Source organism: Acinetobacter sp. ANC_7655 (assembly GCF_056784015.1).
Window position 1 is genome coordinate 19,074 of the sequence record NZ_JBWYJB010000018.1, and the last position, 16,944, is coordinate 36,017.

The 16,944-nt window shown below is 38.5% G+C and carries 15 protein-coding genes and 1 pseudogene; 9 read left to right on the forward strand and 7 right to left on the reverse strand.

Annotated elements, in window-relative coordinates; translation table 11 throughout:
* Positions 1 to 7: 7 nt before the first annotated feature.
* The 4 genes and pseudogenes from yidC to rpmH form a co-directional block, all read right to left on the reverse strand.
* A complete protein-coding gene (yidC, locus tag AC1M9N_RS13960) occupies positions 8 to 1,762 on the reverse strand; it encodes a membrane protein insertase YidC (RefSeq protein WP_035268599.1) in 1,755 nt (584 codons plus the stop codon).
* Between the two features lie 5 nt (positions 1,763 to 1,767).
* Positions 1,768 to 2,089, reverse strand: a pseudogene (gene yidD, locus AC1M9N_RS13965) (membrane protein insertion efficiency factor YidD).
* A gap of 9 nt (positions 2,090 to 2,098) precedes the next feature.
* On the reverse strand, positions 2,099 to 2,491 hold the full coding sequence (rnpA, locus tag AC1M9N_RS13970) for a ribonuclease P protein component (protein WP_035268604.1): 393 nt from the start codon (positions 2,489 to 2,491) through the stop codon (positions 2,099 to 2,101).
* 32 nt (positions 2,492 to 2,523) lie between these two features.
* Positions 2,524 to 2,658, reverse strand: coding sequence for a 50S ribosomal protein L34 (gene rpmH / locus AC1M9N_RS13975; RefSeq protein ID WP_000831329.1), 135 nt, complete (start codon positions 2,656 to 2,658; stop codon positions 2,524 to 2,526).
* 643 nt (positions 2,659 to 3,301) lie between these two features.
* Here rpmH and dnaA point away from each other — a divergent pair.
* From dnaA to erpA, 7 genes are all read left to right on the forward strand, one after another.
* Positions 3,302 to 4,687 carry a chromosomal replication initiator protein DnaA gene (gene dnaA, locus AC1M9N_RS13980; RefSeq protein WP_035268607.1) on the forward strand — a complete coding sequence of 462 codons (1,386 nt, stop codon included), beginning with the start codon at positions 3,302 to 3,304 and terminating at the stop codon, positions 4,685 to 4,687.
* 106 nt (positions 4,688 to 4,793) lie between these two features.
* On the forward strand, positions 4,794 to 5,942 hold the full coding sequence (dnaN, locus tag AC1M9N_RS13985; RefSeq protein ID WP_481954934.1) for a DNA polymerase III subunit beta: 1,149 nt from the start codon (positions 4,794 to 4,796) through the stop codon (positions 5,940 to 5,942).
* Positions 5,943 to 5,971: 29 nt separating this feature from the next.
* Entirely contained in the window at positions 5,972 to 7,054 is a 1,083-nt protein-coding gene (gene recF, locus AC1M9N_RS13990; RefSeq protein ID WP_481954935.1) for a DNA replication/repair protein RecF, read from the forward strand.
* A gap of 55 nt (positions 7,055 to 7,109) precedes the next feature.
* Entirely contained in the window at positions 7,110 to 9,578 is a 2,469-nt protein-coding gene (gene gyrB, locus AC1M9N_RS13995) for a DNA topoisomerase (ATP-hydrolyzing) subunit B (protein ID WP_481954936.1), read from the forward strand.
* A gap of 307 nt (positions 9,579 to 9,885) precedes the next feature.
* On the forward strand, positions 9,886 to 10,893 hold the full coding sequence (locus AC1M9N_RS14000; protein WP_481589590.1) for a putative solute-binding protein: 1,008 nt from the start codon (positions 9,886 to 9,888) through the stop codon (positions 10,891 to 10,893).
* A gap of 287 nt (positions 10,894 to 11,180) precedes the next feature.
* Positions 11,181 to 12,185 (forward strand): putative solute-binding protein, encoded by a 1,005-nt coding sequence (locus tag AC1M9N_RS14005; RefSeq protein ID WP_035268621.1) that lies wholly within the window; start codon positions 11,181 to 11,183, stop codon positions 12,183 to 12,185.
* 143 nt (positions 12,186 to 12,328) lie between these two features.
* Positions 12,329 to 12,664, forward strand: a complete 336-nt coding sequence (gene erpA / locus AC1M9N_RS14010) for an iron-sulfur cluster insertion protein ErpA (protein WP_035268624.1) — start codon at positions 12,329 to 12,331, stop codon at positions 12,662 to 12,664.
* Between the two features lie 36 nt (positions 12,665 to 12,700).
* Here the strand turns inward: erpA and AC1M9N_RS14015 are convergent, their stop codons facing one another.
* Positions 12,701 to 13,546, reverse strand: coding sequence for an alpha/beta fold hydrolase (locus AC1M9N_RS14015; protein WP_481589589.1), 846 nt, complete (start codon positions 13,544 to 13,546; stop codon positions 12,701 to 12,703).
* Between the two features lie 107 nt (positions 13,547 to 13,653).
* Positions 13,654 to 14,568 (reverse strand): LysR family transcriptional regulator, encoded by a 915-nt coding sequence (locus tag AC1M9N_RS14020; RefSeq protein WP_051586619.1) that lies wholly within the window; start codon positions 14,566 to 14,568, stop codon positions 13,654 to 13,656.
* 117 nt (positions 14,569 to 14,685) lie between these two features.
* On the opposite strand from AC1M9N_RS14020, the gene AC1M9N_RS14025 reads away from it, so the two are divergent.
* Together AC1M9N_RS14025 and AC1M9N_RS14030 are read left to right on the forward strand one after the other, a co-directional pair.
* On the forward strand, positions 14,686 to 15,420 hold the full coding sequence (locus tag AC1M9N_RS14025; protein ID WP_481954937.1) for a DsbA family protein: 735 nt from the start codon (positions 14,686 to 14,688) through the stop codon (positions 15,418 to 15,420).
* Positions 15,421 to 15,431: 11 nt separating this feature from the next.
* The gene (locus AC1M9N_RS14030; protein ID WP_035269455.1) at positions 15,432 to 15,734 is read left to right on the forward strand and encodes a monooxygenase; all 303 of its coding nucleotides are present in this window, start codon (positions 15,432 to 15,434) and stop codon (positions 15,732 to 15,734) included.
* 47 nt (positions 15,735 to 15,781) lie between these two features.
* Here the strand turns inward: AC1M9N_RS14030 and AC1M9N_RS14035 are convergent, their stop codons facing one another.
* Positions 15,782 to 16,909, reverse strand: coding sequence for an anhydro-N-acetylmuramic acid kinase (locus tag AC1M9N_RS14035; protein ID WP_035269457.1), 1,128 nt, complete (start codon positions 16,907 to 16,909; stop codon positions 15,782 to 15,784).
* Positions 16,910 to 16,944: the final 35 nt, after the last annotated feature.

Sequence of the window (16,944 nt, forward strand, 5' to 3'; positions counted from 1 at the left end):
ACAAAACTTAGTTCGTAGATGCTGTATCTTCTTTTGCTAAGCGAGCTTTCTCAACACTCTTATTAATCAGACCTTGCTGAAGAATCGTGATCAAGTTGTTGACAATCCAGTAAAGCACAAGTCCAGCAGGGAAGAACAATAAGAATACCGTGAAAATAATCGGCATAAACTTAAAGACTTTTGCTTGCATTGGATCTGTCGGCTGTGGGTTCAACATTTGTTGAACATACATCGTCACACCCATCAACAATGGTAGGATAAACCATGGGTCCATTGCAGATAAATCTTGAATCCAACCTAACCAAGGAGCGTGGCGTAACTCAACAGACTCCATGAGCACCCAATACAAAGCCAAGAAAATTGGCATTTGAAGAAGTAAAGGTAAACAACCAGATAATGGATTGACTTGTTCACGCTTATAAAGTGCCATCATTTCTTGTGAGAAACGCATACGGTCTTCGCCGAACTCTTCTTTCATGCGTTGCATTTCTGGTGCAATCACACGCATTTTTGCCATAGAGCGATAGCTCTTAGATGAAAGAGGCCAAAGAATAAGTTTCACAAGAATTGTCAATAGAATAATTGACCAACCCCAGTTTCCAACAATGCCATGGAAGAATTGCAAACCTAAGAATAGCAATTTCGCAATTGGCCATAACCAACCATAATCAACCGTTTGATTTAAACCAGTTGCCAAGTCTTTCAATTCAGATTGAATTTTTGGACCTGAGTAGAATGTTGCATCAACAGTCATTGTTTTGCCAGCTGGTACATTAATGGTAGGCGAAGTAAAGCCAATGATATTCATACCATCAGCAGATTTACGTGACTCCATTTTTGCAGAATACGGCTGGTTACCGAAGTTACCAGGCACCCAAGCACTTACAAAGTAATGCTGAACCATTGCAACCCAACCACCTTGAGCCTCAACACTTAACTTTTCTTCATTAAAATTATCAAATTTTAATTTGTTATAGTGCTCATCAGGTGTACCCCAAGCACCACCTAAATAAGTGCCCAGCGTAAAGATTCCTTGATCAGTTTTACCTGGATCTTCAGAGTTGTCACGTTTGATCTGACCAAACATTTGACCTTGCCAGTTTTGCTGACTACGGTTAATCACTTGATAACTTACGTTAACTGGATATGCACCTTCTTGGAAAGTGAACGTTTTGATGATTTCAACACCATCAGCCGTTTTTAATACCATTGGTACTTTTAACACTTTCTCAGCTTCACCATCTTTATTGGTGGTTGCTTGAGCATCAGCTAAAGTATAAGTCGACTTTTCAAACTCAAATGTTGGACGTCCACTACGGCTACTGTCAGGTCCATTTAAACCAATTAAACCTGATTGAGCGACATAAGTACGTTTCTCATCATTTTCAAGCATAACGAACGGTTGTTCACTATTTTTACTTTTATCATGATTGAGTAGTTCAACACGGACAATGTCCCCACCTTTAGGGTTAATCCAAAGATGATATAAATCAGTTTGAACAGCAACTAATTGTTGATTTGCTGTTGCAGGTGTAGTTGTGTCTTGTTGTTCAGCTGCAATATTTGCTTGCGGTATATCAGTTAAACCCGCTGTCGTTTGGCTCGTTGGCAGATCAGCAGAAACATCTTGGGCAACGACGGCAGCAGGTGCTGTCGCAGCAGTTGTTTCAGTTTGACCATAGTCTTTTTGCCAAGCAAGAATAAGCAAATATGCGGTGACAAACATGGCCCCGAGAATTGCAAACCTGGCCCATTGTTGCATATCGATTACCCCAATTGGTTAGAGTGATTTTTGGTTCAATAAACGCTCACGCAAGGGTACAGTAACGTGAGTCATTTGAGAATCTATTTGCTGAAATGAAATAAAACGAATTGCTTTTTTGGGAACAGGATCATATCCACTTCCACCCCACGGATGGCAACGACAAATCCGTCGCGTTGCATACCAGACACCTTTAATCGGGCCATGTATATGAATAGCTTCTAACGAGTATTGAGAACAAGTTGGGAAATAACGGCAACGAGGTCCAAGGAGCGGACTAATCGCAATTTGATAGAAACGAATCAACCAATGCAATATACGGACCATTGGCCACCTCTAACTTTGAGGAGAGGGAACTGATATTTTATGATGTTTTTTTACAAGACGCTGTAGCTTCTGCCATGCAAATTGTAATTGCTTATGCAATTCAGCATTCGGAATCGACTCAATACCTACCTTAGGCATGACCACAATATCCAATAAATCTATATCTTGCTGATTTAAGCGAAAACTTTCGCGAGCAATACGTTTTATTCGATTTCTTTCATGTGCACGGCGCACTTTCTTTTTAGCAACAACAATACCTAAACGGCTTTTAGGCTGTTTAGTCGGTGTAGCTAAAAATAAGAAATGGGGTTGATGCACTTTAAAAAGCGCACCATCAAATACACCTTTGTAATCTGCAGCACAGCGGATTCTCACCTCTGGACTGAAACTATAAAGTGTCATAACACCCAAATCGTCGATAAACTAAACTGGTATTAAACAGTTAAGCTGTGACGACCTTTTGCACGACGACGAGCTAATACTTGACGGCCAGCTTTAGTCGCCATACGAGCACGGAAACCATGAACGCGTTTACGCTTTAATTCAGATGGTTGGAAAGTACGTTTCATATCGAAACTCCAAAGTTGGTGTTCTATAAAGGTTCGCGATTGTATTGTGCATTGTTTGTTCTGTCAATATTAAACAGTATTGTGTAACACTTTTGATGAAAGTTGCTTGAGTCTGAGAAAGATACAAATTTGTTAAATAATCTATTTATACACAAAATAAATATATGTTTTTATTATATTATTTAAGTTAACCACAGAAATATCCATAAACTTATACACAAGATGAAATTTAATTATGGTTGATTTTTAAATTTGAATTTAAATTTAAACACAAGGAATGATTATCCACAGAAAACCGAATCTTATTAAATAAATTCAAATTTATAAATTTAAATTTATTACTATTAGGGTTGTAATTTTCTATGGATAAGGAATTATTTTTTTTTAAATACATATACTTAGGTTGTTGATAACTATGTTTCATATTTTTTATAGATTGTGGATAAGTTATTGCTTTTATTTATCCACAGTTTGTGGAAAACCTTATCCACACCCTGTTTTAAATTTAAATTTAGACTTTTAAATTTGATTATTTGTGTTTAAAGTTCAAAATTACTCATGACATATGTGGATAACTTGGGTATGATTGCCTCCCCAATCTCATGGGGTTGTTTTTAAATTTAAATGGAATGAGGGGTTTCACATGCTGTGGACAGACTGCTTAAATCGCTTGCGACAAGAGCTCTCAGATAATGTCTTTGCAATGTGGATACGTCCATTGGTTGCCGAAGAGGTAGATGGTGTTTTAAAGCTTTATGCACCTAATCCTTACTGGACACGCTATATTCAAGAACATCATTTAGAATTAATTAGCATTCTTGCAGAACAAATGTCTGAAGGACGTGTTTGTAAAGTTGAAATTTTAGTCGACTCACGACCAGGCGCGATTTTATCTGCTTCAGAGCAACCTGCGACAACAACTGCAGCGCTTGAGTCTTCAGCAGCAGCACCTGTAGTCAGAGCAAAAAAAGAAAGCAATGAGCAGCAAAATACAAAAACATCAAAAAAACGATTATTAAATCCGCTGTTTAATTTTGCATTGTTCGTCGAAGGGCGTTCAAATCAGATGGCGGCAGAAACCTGCCGTAAAGTGTTAACTCAGTTAGGCGAACCTCAACATAACCCGTTATTTTTATACGGTCCGACTGGTTTAGGTAAGACCCACTTGATGCAAGCAGTGGGTAATGCTTTATTACAAGCTAAACCAAATGCTCGTGTGATGTACATGACTGCTGAAAGTTTTGTTCAGGATTTTGTGAGTTCACTTCAACAAGGTAAAGTCGAAGAATTTAAAAAAAATTGTCGTTCATTGGACTTACTTTTAGTGGATGATATCCATTTACTTGCAGGTAAAGAAGCCAGCTTAGTTGAGTTTTTTTACACGTTTAATGCCTTATTAGATGAATCTAAACAAATTATTTTGACCTCAGATCGCTATCCTAAAGAGTTGACCGAGTTAGATCCTCGTTTGGTATCTCGCTTTTCATGGGGATTATCGGTAGGGGTAGAACCGCCTGATATTGAAACTCGAATTGAGATTTTACTTAAAAAAGCTGAAAGTAATGGTATCGATTTGCCTCGTAACTGTGCGCTCTTTATTGCACAGCAAGTTGTGGCAAACGTACGTGAACTTGAGGGTGCATTAAATAAAGTCGTCGCGATTTCTCGTTTTAAAGGGACACCAATCGACTTAGATGTGGTGCGAGAATCACTGAAAGATGTTCTTGCGATTCGTGCTCGTACTATTAGCACCGAAAATATTCAGCGTGTAGTCAGTGAATATTTTCGTATCCCATTGAAAGAGTTGGTTGGACCTAAACGAACTCGTATTTATGCTCGACCACGTCAATTAGCAATGGGGCTTGCGAGAGAATTAACGGGCGACAGTTTTCCTGAAATTGGCATGGCATTTGGTGGTCGTGATCACAGTACAGTCATGCATGCCTGTGAAAAAGTGCAGAGTTTGTGTGCTGAAGATCCCATCTTTAATGAAGATTACAAAAATTTAATGCGCTTATTACAAAGCTAAACCTGTTTAAATTCTATTCTTGCAATGCGGCATATTCTGCCGCATAGTACATGATTAAAAGTGTTTTAGTCTGTCGTCGATATACTGTTTTTAGAGGAAATCCATCGTGCGTTTGAAGATCGCGAAAGAAAGCTTACTCAATGTTTTGTCTCATGTTGTAGGTGCTGTAGAACGTCGCCATACGTTAAATATTCTTTCAAACGTCAAAGTTCAGGTTACTCAAGATGCACTGACGATTACAGGTTCCGATCTTGAAGTTGAACTTGTTGCGAGTACAACGCTTATAGAGGGAGCATGTTTACAAGCAGGTCAAACCACAGTACCCGCACGTAAATTGATGGATATCTGTAAATCTTTACCGACAGCAGCACTGATTGATTTACAAATCACAGAAGACCAGCGTTGTATTTTGAAATCTGGTAATAGCCGCTTTGTATTAGGAACATTATCTGCTGAGGATTACCCTTTATTAACGACTGAAAATAGTCAAGGGACTCAAGTTCAGGTCACTGAACGTGAACTAAAACGTTTATTTGAAAAAACCTCTTTTGCGATGGCTGTTCAGGATGTCCGTTTTTATCTTACAGGTACTTTACTTGAAATTGATGAAAATCAGCTTCGTGCAGTGACGACAGATGGACATCGTCTTGCTCTTTGTGAAACATTGGCCAGTTCGAATGCTTCGCAGTTAGTGCAAGCAATTGTGCCTCGTAAAGCGGTTGGTGAATTACAGCGTCTATTGAGTATCGAAGATAATCAACTCTCGTTGTTAATTGGTCGTGAACTGCTGAATGTTACTTTGACAATTCCAAGCCGTGATAAAGAGCAGGGTGATATTACTGTTCGTATTACTACAAAATTAATTGATGGTAAATTCCCTGATTATCGACGTGTTATTCCTCGTGGCGGTGATAAAACAGTTACGATTGCACATGATATTTTCAAACAATCATTACAGCGAGTTGCTATTCTGAGTAACGAAAAATTACGTGGTGTATTTTTAAACTTCAATCCAGATTCACTGCAACTTCGTGCCAATAACCCTGAGCAAGATGAGGCAGTTGAAGATCTTGCGATTCAATACAATAATGCACCTATGGAAATGTCATTCAACGCACAATACATTTTGGATGTATTGAATGTGTTGGATGGTGATGATGTATTAATGACAATGACTGAGGCAAACCAATCTGTATTGGTTCAAGATCCTGCTCATCAAGATCAAACTTATGTCGTCATGCCGATGCGTGTTTAATGTTGTTTTTGATTTAGTTTAATCTGGTCATGTTCATTACGCGTTTAAATATCCAGCGTGTGAGAAATTTAAAAGCGGTTGCACTCCACGAGTTGCAACCGTTTAATGTTTTTTATGGACAAAATGGTTCAGGAAAAACGTCTATATTAGAAGCAATTCACTTATTGGCCACTGGTCGATCTTTTCGTACACATATTCCTAAACATTACATTCAAAATCAAATGCAGGATGCGATTGTATTTGCACAGTCTGCTACTGAAAAGATTGGTATGCAAAAGCTCATTACAGGTGAGCAAAATATTAAAGTGAATGGGGATAGTATTGCCACGCAAGGACAGCTAGCCAAAATTTTACCATTACAGCTTATTGACCCTCTGAGTACAGATATTATTGATCACGGAGCTAAACCAAGACGACAATTGCTTGATTGGTTAATGTTTCACGTGGAACCAGATTTTTACTATGCATGGCAATTTTATTCTAGAGCATTAAAACAACGAAATAGCTTATTAAAATCAAAACGTAATCTGACGGTGCAAGATTTAGAAGCATGGAACAAAATGCTTAGTGAGTACGGTGAAATATTACATTTACAACGTCAGGCTATTGTTGAACAGTGGCAGATATTTTTTCAGCAAGATCTTAAAACACTATTACCAGATATCGAGATCCATATGGAGTATGCAGCAGGCTTTCATGTGGAACATGGCTTGGCTGAAGACTTGATTTTGTATCATCAAAAAGACTGCGAAAGACGCTATACAGAATATGGTCCACACCGTGCAGATTTAAAGTTAAAAACCCCAACAGGAGATGCAGATGCCGTACTGTCACGGGGGCAAAAAAAATTATTAATCATGGCTTTAAAATTGTCACAGATCGCAATGTTGCATGCGTCTAATAAGGAAACTGTGGTATTATTAGATGATGTGACAGCAGAATTAGATATAACCGCACAACAACGTTTAATTGAGCGATTGAGCCAACTTGGTAGTCAAGTTTTCATTACCACTTTAGATCATGAATCTGTACAAAAACATTTACATGATTTGTCTATTTCCTATCAATTATTCAATGTTGAAAACGGTTCTGTTCAAGTTGTTGTGCAATAATTTTTTGAAGTTTTCTCCATCTTTGGATAGACCTTTTTTTCACTAGGGAGTAACCATGAGTTCAGAAGATCAAGCTGCTTCTCAAATAGAACAAACCATTGAAAAGGCTTATGATTCCTCTAGCATCAAGGTATTACGTGGTTTAGACGCAGTACGTAAGCGTCCAGGCATGTATATTGGTGATACGGATGATGGTACTGGTTTACACCATATGGTGTTTGAAGTGGTGGACAACTCGATTGATGAAGCCCTTGCTGGTCACTGTGATGAAATTCTGGTTACCATTCACGAAGACGAATCTGTTTCTGTCGCAGATAACGGTCGTGGTATTCCCACAGATATTCACCCTGAAGAAGGTGTATCTGCTGCTGAAGTCATCTTAACGATTCTTCATGCGGGTGGTAAGTTTGATGACAACAGCTATAAGGTTTCTGGTGGCTTACACGGTGTAGGTGTTTCAGTTGTAAACGCTTTGTCTAGTAAACTGGAACTCACAATTCATCGTGCTGGTAAAATTTATGAACAAGAATACCGCCATGGTGACCCTCAATACCCTTTAAAGGTGGTGGGCGATACAGATCGTTCAGGTACTCGTGTACGTTTTTATCCAAGTGCTGAAACATTCAGTCAGACCATTTTCAATGTCGATATTTTAGCTCGTCGTTTACGTGAACTGTCATTTTTAAATGCGGGCGTCCGAATTGTTCTACGTGACGAACGTGTTGGTTTAGAACATGTATTTGATTATGAGGGTGGTTTATCAGAATTCGTTAAATACATTAACGAAGGAAAAACGCATCTTAACGATATTTTTCACTTTACCACGCAAGCTGATAATGGCATTGGTGTTGAAGTTGCATTGCAATGGAATGATACGTACCAAGAAAACGTACGTTGCTTTACCAATAACATTCCTCAAAAAGATGGTGGTACTCACTTAGCTGGTTTCCGAGCTGCTTTAACTCGTGGCCTTAATAACTACATGGAAAACGAAAACTTACTCAAAAAAGAGAAGGTTGCAGTTTCTGGTGATGATGCACGTGAAGGTTTAACAGCAATTGTTTCAGTGAAAGTTCCTGATCCAAAATTCTCTTCTCAAACCAAAGAAAAATTGGTATCGAGCGAGGTAAAACCTGCTGTTGAACAAGCAATGAATAAAGCTTTTTCAGAGTATCTTCTTGAAAATCCAGCTGCAGCTAAATCAATTGCGGGTAAAATTATTGATGCCGCACGTGCACGCGATGCGGCGCGTAAAGCACGTGAAATGACTCGCCGTAAGAGTGCGCTTGATATAGCAGGTCTTCCAGGTAAATTGGCGGACTGTCAAGAAAAAGATCCAGCTTTATCTGAACTATATCTTGTCGAGGGTGATTCAGCAGGTGGTTCAGCGAAACAAGGTCGTAACCGTAAAATGCAAGCGATTTTACCGCTCAAAGGTAAAATCTTAAACGTGGAACGTGCTCGTTTTGACAAGATGATTTCTTCTGCTGAAGTCGGAACACTGATTACAGCATTAGGTTGTGGTATCGGTCGTGAAGAATATAATCCAGACAAATTACGTTACCACAAAATTATTATTATGACCGATGCGGACGTGGATGGTTCACATATTCGTACGCTGTTATTAACGTTCTTCTTCCGTCAAATGCCGGAATTAGTGGAACGTGGTCATATTTATATTGCTCAGCCACCACTTTATAAATTAAAGAAAGGTAAGCAAGAGCAGTATATTAAAGATAATGATGCGCTTGAAACATATTTAATTTCGAATGCAATTGATGAGTTGGCATTACATATCAGTGCTGACGCACCTGCGATTCGTGGTGAAGCGCTTGCAAAAGTCATTGCTGATTATCAGACATCACAAAAAAGCTTACAGCGATTAACGATTCGTTATCCTGCAACTTTGTTAGATGCTTTACTTGGTTTAGATGCTTTTAAATTAGATCAAAATCAGGATGAAGCTTATGTGACGTCTTGGGCAGAGCAATTGCGTCAAGCAATTGAAACACAACAGCCAAGCTTAAGACCTGAATTCACGCTCGAAGCATTCGAAAAAGAACTCGCAGATGGTTCACGTGAAACACATTACTGGCCACGTTTAACAGTGTATGTACACAACCTTCCTCATCACTATTTATTAGATGCTGGTTTATTAGGTTCAGGTGAATATAAACGTTTACTTCAAAACTCAAAGAGTTGGTTTACGTTACTTGAAGACGGGGCTTATTTGCAAAAAGGTGAGCGTAAAGTCAATGTTGCTAACTTCCATCAAGTATGGCAACAAGTATTGGCAGATTCACGCCGTGGCATGATGATCCAACGCTATAAAGGCTTGGGCGAGATGAATGCAGAGCAGCTTTGGGAGACCACGATGGATCCTGAAAATCGTAATATGCTTCAAGTGACGATTGATGATGCAATTGAAGCAGATCGCATGTTCTCTTGTCTCATGGGTGATGATGTTGAACCACGTCGTGCATTTATTGAAGAGAATGCATTGAATGCAGATATTGATGCTTAATGCTATAAGTTAAAAAAAGCACTCTTAGGAGTGCTTTTTTTGTATCAATCTAAAATCTTAAGTCATTTTTTTGGAATTAATTTCAATAAAATGATGTGCTTGAAGTCACATATTTTATTTATTATATGAAATATAAAGATAATTAAATAAGCATTTACGAAATTAATAAATAATTAAAACTATAAAATTCAATAATTTATAATTAGATAATAAAAAATAGAGCAATAGCTCTATTTTTTTAAATAGAGAGTGATTAAAATTTTTGTCATGGAAAAGAATCCATTTAAATGCTTAAAAGGAACTAAGAATGAAAAAAACAACTCTGGCTTTATTGGCGGCTTCAACCATGGGTATGGTTTCAACTGCTCAAGCAAAGGTTGATGTGTGTGTATTTGATTTACTCGGTAAGTCTGGTGAATCGTTTCAAATGGCTCAAGAATGGGCATTGGCAGCAAAGGGCTGGGGTGCAGATATCAATCTGATTCCACGTCAAGATGAGGCTGTAGCCGATAATGATTTTAAAGCAGGTAAGTGTGATGCTGTTTTCTTAACAGCGATGCGTGCTCGTCAATATAACAAGTTTGTGGGTTCGATTGACTCTTTAGGTGGCGCACCATCAAATGCAATTGCACAACGTGCGATTACTTTTGCTTTAGACAAACGTAATGCTGCAAAGATGGTCACAAATCTCGGTGGGAAAAAATATGAAGTGGCTGGTATTGCACCACTAGGGGCAGCATATATTTTCGTGCGTGATAAAAAAATTGATTCAATCGAAAAAGCTGCAGGTAAGAAATTCGCAGTATTAAGCTATGACCCCGCACAAAAAATTATGGTGCAACGTGTCGGTGCTCAAGCAGTCGGATCTGATGTTTCAAACTTTGTTGCGAAGTTCAATAATGGTCAGGTGGATATGGTGGGTGCACCAGCATATGCCTATAAGCCTCTTGAAATTTATAAAGGTTTAGGTAGTACAGGGGCAATGTTTGATTTCCCTGTGGTACACATTACAGCAAACTTTGTGATGAAGCCTGAAAAATTCCCTGAAGGGTTTGGTCAAAAATCACGTGATTGGTTTGTGAAAAACTTGCCGAAAAGCTACGCAATGATCAAGCGTTTAGAGGGTGAAATTCCTGCTAAGTACAAAATGCAATTCTCAGCTGAAGAAAAGCTGAAATATCAAAAACTACTTCGTGATGGTCGTATGGATCTCACTAAACAAGGTATTTATGACAAAGAGATGATGTCTGTTCTTAAGAAAGCACGTTGCTCTGTCGATAAATCCAACTTCGAATGTTCACTTGGTGGTGAATAATTCTGATTTCTAAAGAAAAAATCCTAGACCTGGTCTAGGATTTTTTTTATTCATTTTATGTCATTTTCGCCAATGCACATTTATAAGAAAAAAGTATGCTTTAATCACAATAAGTAGTATTTAAATGATCTGTATCTAAAAACCATATACATACAGCATCTCAGGATCAGTATCTACACAATTGGATCGTGTAATCTCATTTTAGTTCAACACACTGACACTGAAGTTTAAGGTGTTCGATATGGGATATTCGAGACTATAAGAAAGAAGGAATAGGAAACAATAAAATGAATTTAACCAAAACATTATTACTATCAGCAGGTTTAATGACTGCTGCAACGGCTTCACAAGCAAAGCAAGTCGTCTGCGTGTTTGATCTCGTCGGGAAAAACGGCGATGTCTATGCGTTAATGAAAGACTATCAACTTGCTGCTAAGCAGTGGGGAGCTGATATTGAGCTTAAAGTCGGACAAAATGAAGGCGTAATTGCTGAAGATTTCAAAGCAGGTAAATGTGACGGTGTCAGTATCACAGGGATGCGCGGTCGTCAGTTTAATAATTTCACTGGCTCTTTAGATGCCATTGGTGCGATTACTAATCTCAATTTAGCTGTCAAAGTTATGCAAGGTTTAGCAAGTCCAACTTTTGCAAAGCATATGAAAAATGGCAACTATGAAGTTGCAGGTGTGATTCCTGTTGGTGATGCTTATTTAATGGTGCGTGATCGTAGTATTAATACGGTTGCTAAAGCTGCGGGTAAAAAGATCGCCGTACTTGATTATGATCAGGCACAAAAAATTATGGTACAGCAAATTGGTGCGCAGGCAGTGAGTTCTGATGTCACTAATTTTGGTAGTAAATTCAATAACGGCCAAGTTGATATTATTGGTGCACCAGCAGCGGTATTCCGTCCTTTAGAACTTCATAAAGGGCTAGGAACGAAAGGTGCAATTGTGAATTATCCAATTCTTCAAGTGACCGGTAACATCATCATTCGTCATGATAAATTCCCTGAAGGTTTCGGACAGAAATCGCGTGATTGGGTGAAAACACAATTACCACGTGCGAATCAAATTTTAGGCAAAATGAAAGCGGATATTCCGGCTAAATATTGGATGAATGTTCCAGCTGGAGATAAACCTGGTTATCAAAAATTGATGCGTGAATCTCGTATTGCACTTACTAAACAAGGTGTTTACAACAAACAAATGATGAAACTACTTTGGCAGTTCCGTTGTAAGAATGAACCGACAAACTTTGAATGTAGCTTGCAGGATGAGAACTACAAATAAGTTCATAGGACGTTACATTTAAATCCGATAAATTTACTCTGAATAAACTTTAAAGTTCGAGTTATGACCATATATTGAGTATGTTATACTTGATATATGGTCTTTTAATTTCAAAGCCTATTTAATTTTTTGAGGAATCCATCATGACTGCCCAAGCACTTGAGCTGACTGACAATGCTGCGAATAAAGTTCGTCAACTTCGTGAGAGCGAAGGAAATCAAGATTTGATGTTACGTGTATATGTGACAGGTGGTGGTTGCTCTGGTTTTTCTTACGGATTCAATTTTGCTGAATCTCAAAATGAAGACGATGCTGAATTTGTGAATGGTGATGTGAAGATGCTTGTTGACTCACTGAGTTATCAATATCTCGTTGGTTCAGTTGTTGATTATGTCGAAGGCTTGGAAGGATCTCGCTTTATCGTGCAAAATCCTAATGCGACAACGACATGTGGTTGTGGATCTTCATTCTCAATTTAATATGCAGCAAAAAAAAGCCCGCTAAGCGGGCTTTTTTTATGATAATTTTTGCTGTTCTTTCAGAATTAAATCAGTCAGCTCATGATAATTTTGAACTGGAATCCAATGATTCGCCTCTAAATGAATTTCCGTATATGGACCTTCAACATAATTTTGATTGAACTGAACACCTTTAGCATCAATTGCAACGTCATCTTTGCCCCAAATAAATAAAGTGGGAACTTTGACTTTATTGAATAGCGTTTTATTAGAGCTAAAAGGTAAACCTCGATACCAATTGAGTGATGGGCTGAGCCGTTTTTCTATAATCATTTCTTGTTTAAAGTCATTTAATTGTTCAACTGTCATTCCAGAATTTTTTAATAAAGCCTCGCCAATTTGAGGTGTTTTATTAAAGAGCAACTCAGGTATCCATGGAAGCTGAAATAGTCCCATATAATAGGATTTAAAAAGTTGTGTACTGCTGTAAAAAGCCCGCATAAATGCTGCTTTGTGAGGGACGGAGATCGCGGTCAAATGTTTAATTTTATTAGGATAACGTAGAGCAACTTCCCAAGCAACGACTGCGCCCCAGTCGTGTCCTACGATATATGAAGGCTCTCCAATTAAGTCGAGTAAAACATTTACATCATCTGCTAAATGTTGAATGGCATAATCTGCACGTTTCTTTGGTTGAGCCCTTAAGCTATATCCACGTTGGTTTAACGCATAGGTGCGAAAACCATGTTGGTTTAGTATTTCGGCACTATGCTGCCAAATTTTTGATGTTTCAGGAAAACCATGTAATAGCACAATTGGAGTGCCATCGATTGGACCGCTATCTATTACATCAAAAATAAGATTACCTTTTTGAAACTCAGTGATTCGTTGTTGTTTTTCCATAATCAATATCCTCTTTCCTTTACATATCTTTATCAAATTTGGATGATAGAACTAGGGCTGAACGGGTCAGTTCTAGGTGAAAGAAGGTCGTTCATTGTCTGACAATATTATGGGTTGATTAAACGGTGTATTTGTATTGGGATTTGTTTTTGTAAGAACGTTAAGCAAAGTCTCAAAGCTAAGGTCCGATAGCTTAAGCTCGGAGTAACCAAGTGGACATCTTCAGGGATTAGAGACCATTCAGGTAAAATATGAATCAACGTTGAGTTGACTAATTGATGGGCCACTTGGATTTCTGCAACGGCGGCAATACCTAAATGTGCTTCTACAGCAGCAAGAGCATGTTCGGATGGTGTCACCATCAGATGTGTATAAATTTTAAATTTTTTTATCGTACCGTTTTTGAAAAGTTTGATTTTGGACAGCTCGCGGTTATGTGAGATAAAATGATGATCACACAGTTGCTCTGGGTGTTCAGGAATGCCACAACGCATTTGATAGGTTGGACTGGCGCATAAAATTCTTCGAACTTGTCCAACCTTTTGAGCATGGAGTGTAGAGTCTGCTAAATCACCAAGTCTGATGGCTAAGTCATATCCTCCAGAAATCAAATCAACTTTAGTGTCATTCAAATCAATTTCAATATCAATGTGTGGATATTCAATTAAAAATTGAGAGATTAAAGGCAATACCACCAATTTTCCAAAAGTTCCCGAAGCAGCTATTCGAATTCGACCTTTGGGTTGTATTTCTAATTGTGTGAGGTCGTTCGTCAGCGATTCAATCTGATGAAATAGGGGGGAGATTTCTTTTAAGAAAATCTTACCAGCATCAGTTAGTGAGCTTGAATTGGTATTTCGATTTAATAATCTAATATTTAAGGATTCTTCAAGTCTTGAAAGTCGATTAGATAACGTGGATTTAGCAATATCATAACGTCTTGCTGCCGCGGATAAACTTCCAGCATCTGCAATCAGTACGAACCAATATAGGTCATCGATTGAGTAGGGTAAGCTGTTCATAAAATCGAACACCACCTTTCATTTTTATTGTCTATTCACATCATTATAGAACCGCTAAGTTAAGTCAATTGATCAGATGTAGCAAATGATCTGATTTAGCAAATTGAGGACATAGCAATGACAATGAATTGTGATTTAGAAACTGGTACTTGTTCAGTAGCCGAATTGGAAAAAGGCCAAAATGCAGTGGTCAATGTAGCATCTGACCTCAGCCTGATTTATGTGGGTGACCCAATGTGCTCATGGTGTTGGGGAAGTTCAAATATCATTAAACAAGCGCGTGAATATGCAATTCAGCATGGTGTTGGCTTTCAAGTGATTAGCGGTGGTTTAAGACCTGGTGGAGGTGATGCTTGGACTGATACTTTCAAGAATTTTTTACGCACCGAATGGAAAAATATTCAGAGACTGACTCAACAACCTTTCACTGAAAAATTGTTAGAAAGAGCACATTTTAATTATGATACTGAGCCTTCAGCACGTGCTATTTACGTTGCTCGACAACTTTGGCAAGACCATGATCATCATGATGAAAAACTTTTGGCATTTTTTTCAGCAATCCAATATAAATTTTATGTGGATGGTGAAGATCCGAACGAGCTTGAATATTATCGAAGTATATGTGAAACATTTGAGCTAGATTTTGACGTATTCTCAACGTTGTTTGAATTACCTGAGACCCAAACAGCGACCTATGAAGAGTTCAAGCTTAACCGAAGTTGGGGCATAAAAGGGTTCCCAAGTTTTGTGATACGTCATGGAGACAATGTCAAAATCATAGGCTCTGGTTATGTGACATTGGAAAAATTAACACAAGCTATTGATGACTTAATCAAAGATGCGCGTATATAAGGAAAAGTTGAATGGCAATTATTCTACAAATTGATTTTCCCTATGATGGACCTTGGGGTCATGAAATGTTTGAAAGTTTCAAAACACTCGCGGATTCAATAGCAAATGAGAAAGGCTTGATTTGGAAAATTTGGACTGAAAATGAAGCGTCCAAAGAAGCAGGTGGAATTTACTTATTTGAAAGCCAATCAGATGCAGAGGATTATCTAAATATGCATCTTCAGCGTTTAAGGGAAAATGGCTTTACTGAATGTAGACATCGAATTTTTGCTGTAAACTCGCCACTTTCAAAATTGAATTTTGCACCTGTTTAGGTAAATCGATGTATCAACTCAGGATAGTGGATACATCGATTCTTCATTTAAACAGCAGTGATCGTTCCTAAAACTCGATCTCCTTGAGCTCCTGTCACTTCAGGTAAATTACCAGCAAGTTGGTTTACAAATCGCATAGCCAACCACGCAAAAGCGGTCGCCTCCACCCAAGTCGGTGCTAATCCCAAATCTGCTGTGGTTTGAACACTCCACTCATGTTTACGTAAACGCCAACGTAATTGTTCTAATAATTGTGAGTTGTATGCACCACCCCCACAGACATAAACTTCACCTGTGTCCATAGGGGAGCGATAAATGGCTTTCTTAATGGCACGTGTCGTGAGTTTCATCAGCGTTGCTTGAACATTTTCAGGCGTATCTTCAAGTTCATCGTATTCAACATCGCTACGCCAATCCGCAATTTGTTCATCCAACCATTCCAAATTAAAGTCTTCACGACCAGTACTTTTTGGCGGCTCTTTCGAGAAAAAGTCATGTGATTGCAAACGATCAAGCAAAGCACGAATAGGCGTACCATAAGCAGCCCAATTGCCATTTTCATCATAAGGCTGCCCTGTGTAACGTTCACACCAAGCATCCATCAAAATATTGGCTGGTCCAGTATCGAAGCCATATACGCCTTTAGGATCACCCGCAGGTAACATACTGACATTGGCAATTCCACCGAGATTTAAGATCACACGGTGTATCGTCGGATGCTGAAATAAGGCTTGATGGAATGCTGGCACTAGAGGTGCACCTTGACCACCAGCAGCCATATCACGGCGTCTAAAATCTGATACCACAGGAATTTGAGTGATTTCAGTAATAATATTGGGATCACCAATTTGCAGGGTAAATCCATGTTCGGGACGATGACGAATCGTTTGACCATGAGATCCAATAGCTTTTATTTGAGTTCTATCGAGATTATTTTCTTGTATAAGTTGATTGATTCCATGACCGATCATCTGTGCTAAAGCGACATCAGCTTTACCCATGCGGTCAATTTCATTATCGTCTGGCAAAGTAAGTGCCATCAGTTCATCACGTAAATCTGGATCAAAGGCTAATGTCAGCGTTGCATGGATCTGTAATGGATCAAAAGAAGCGGCTACAAAATCGACGCCGTCCATACTCGTGCCAGTCATTACACCAATGTAGATTGTGGTCATGATTATTCTTAAGCCTGCATTGTGCTGAAAAAGTG

Coding starts and splice junctions, on each gene's coding strand:
- AC1M9N_RS14000 (WP_481589590.1), top strand. CDS start 9,886: ATGAAAAAAACAACTCTGGCTTTATTGGCGGCTTCAACCATGGGTATG.
- AC1M9N_RS14035 (WP_035269457.1), bottom strand. CDS start 16,909: ATGACCACAATCTACATTGGTGTAATGACTGGCACGAGTATGGACGGC.
- recF (WP_481954935.1), top strand. CDS start 5,972: ATGTTCATTACGCGTTTAAATATCCAGCGTGTGAGAAATTTAAAAGCG.
- AC1M9N_RS14015 (WP_481589589.1), bottom strand. CDS start 13,546: ATGGAAAAACAACAACGAATCACTGAGTTTCAAAAAGGTAATCTTATT.
- AC1M9N_RS14025 (WP_481954937.1), top strand. CDS start 14,686: ATGACAATGAATTGTGATTTAGAAACTGGTACTTGTTCAGTAGCCGAA.
- rpmH (WP_000831329.1), bottom strand. CDS start 2,658: ATGAAACGTACTTTCCAACCATCTGAATTAAAGCGTAAACGCGTTCAT.
- AC1M9N_RS14020 (WP_051586619.1), bottom strand. CDS start 14,568: ATGAACAGCTTACCCTACTCAATCGATGACCTATATTGGTTCGTACTG.
- gyrB (WP_481954936.1), top strand. CDS start 7,110: ATGAGTTCAGAAGATCAAGCTGCTTCTCAAATAGAACAAACCATTGAA.
- erpA (WP_035268624.1), top strand. CDS start 12,329: ATGACTGCCCAAGCACTTGAGCTGACTGACAATGCTGCGAATAAAGTT.
- dnaA (WP_035268607.1), top strand. CDS start 3,302: ATGCTGTGGACAGACTGCTTAAATCGCTTGCGACAAGAGCTCTCAGAT.
- yidC (WP_035268599.1), bottom strand. CDS start 1,762: ATGCAACAATGGGCCAGGTTTGCAATTCTCGGGGCCATGTTTGTCACC.
- AC1M9N_RS14005 (WP_035268621.1), top strand. CDS start 11,181: ATGAATTTAACCAAAACATTATTACTATCAGCAGGTTTAATGACTGCT.
- rnpA (WP_035268604.1), bottom strand. CDS start 2,491: ATGACACTTTATAGTTTCAGTCCAGAGGTGAGAATCCGCTGTGCTGCA.
- AC1M9N_RS14030 (WP_035269455.1), top strand. CDS start 15,432: ATGGCAATTATTCTACAAATTGATTTTCCCTATGATGGACCTTGGGGT.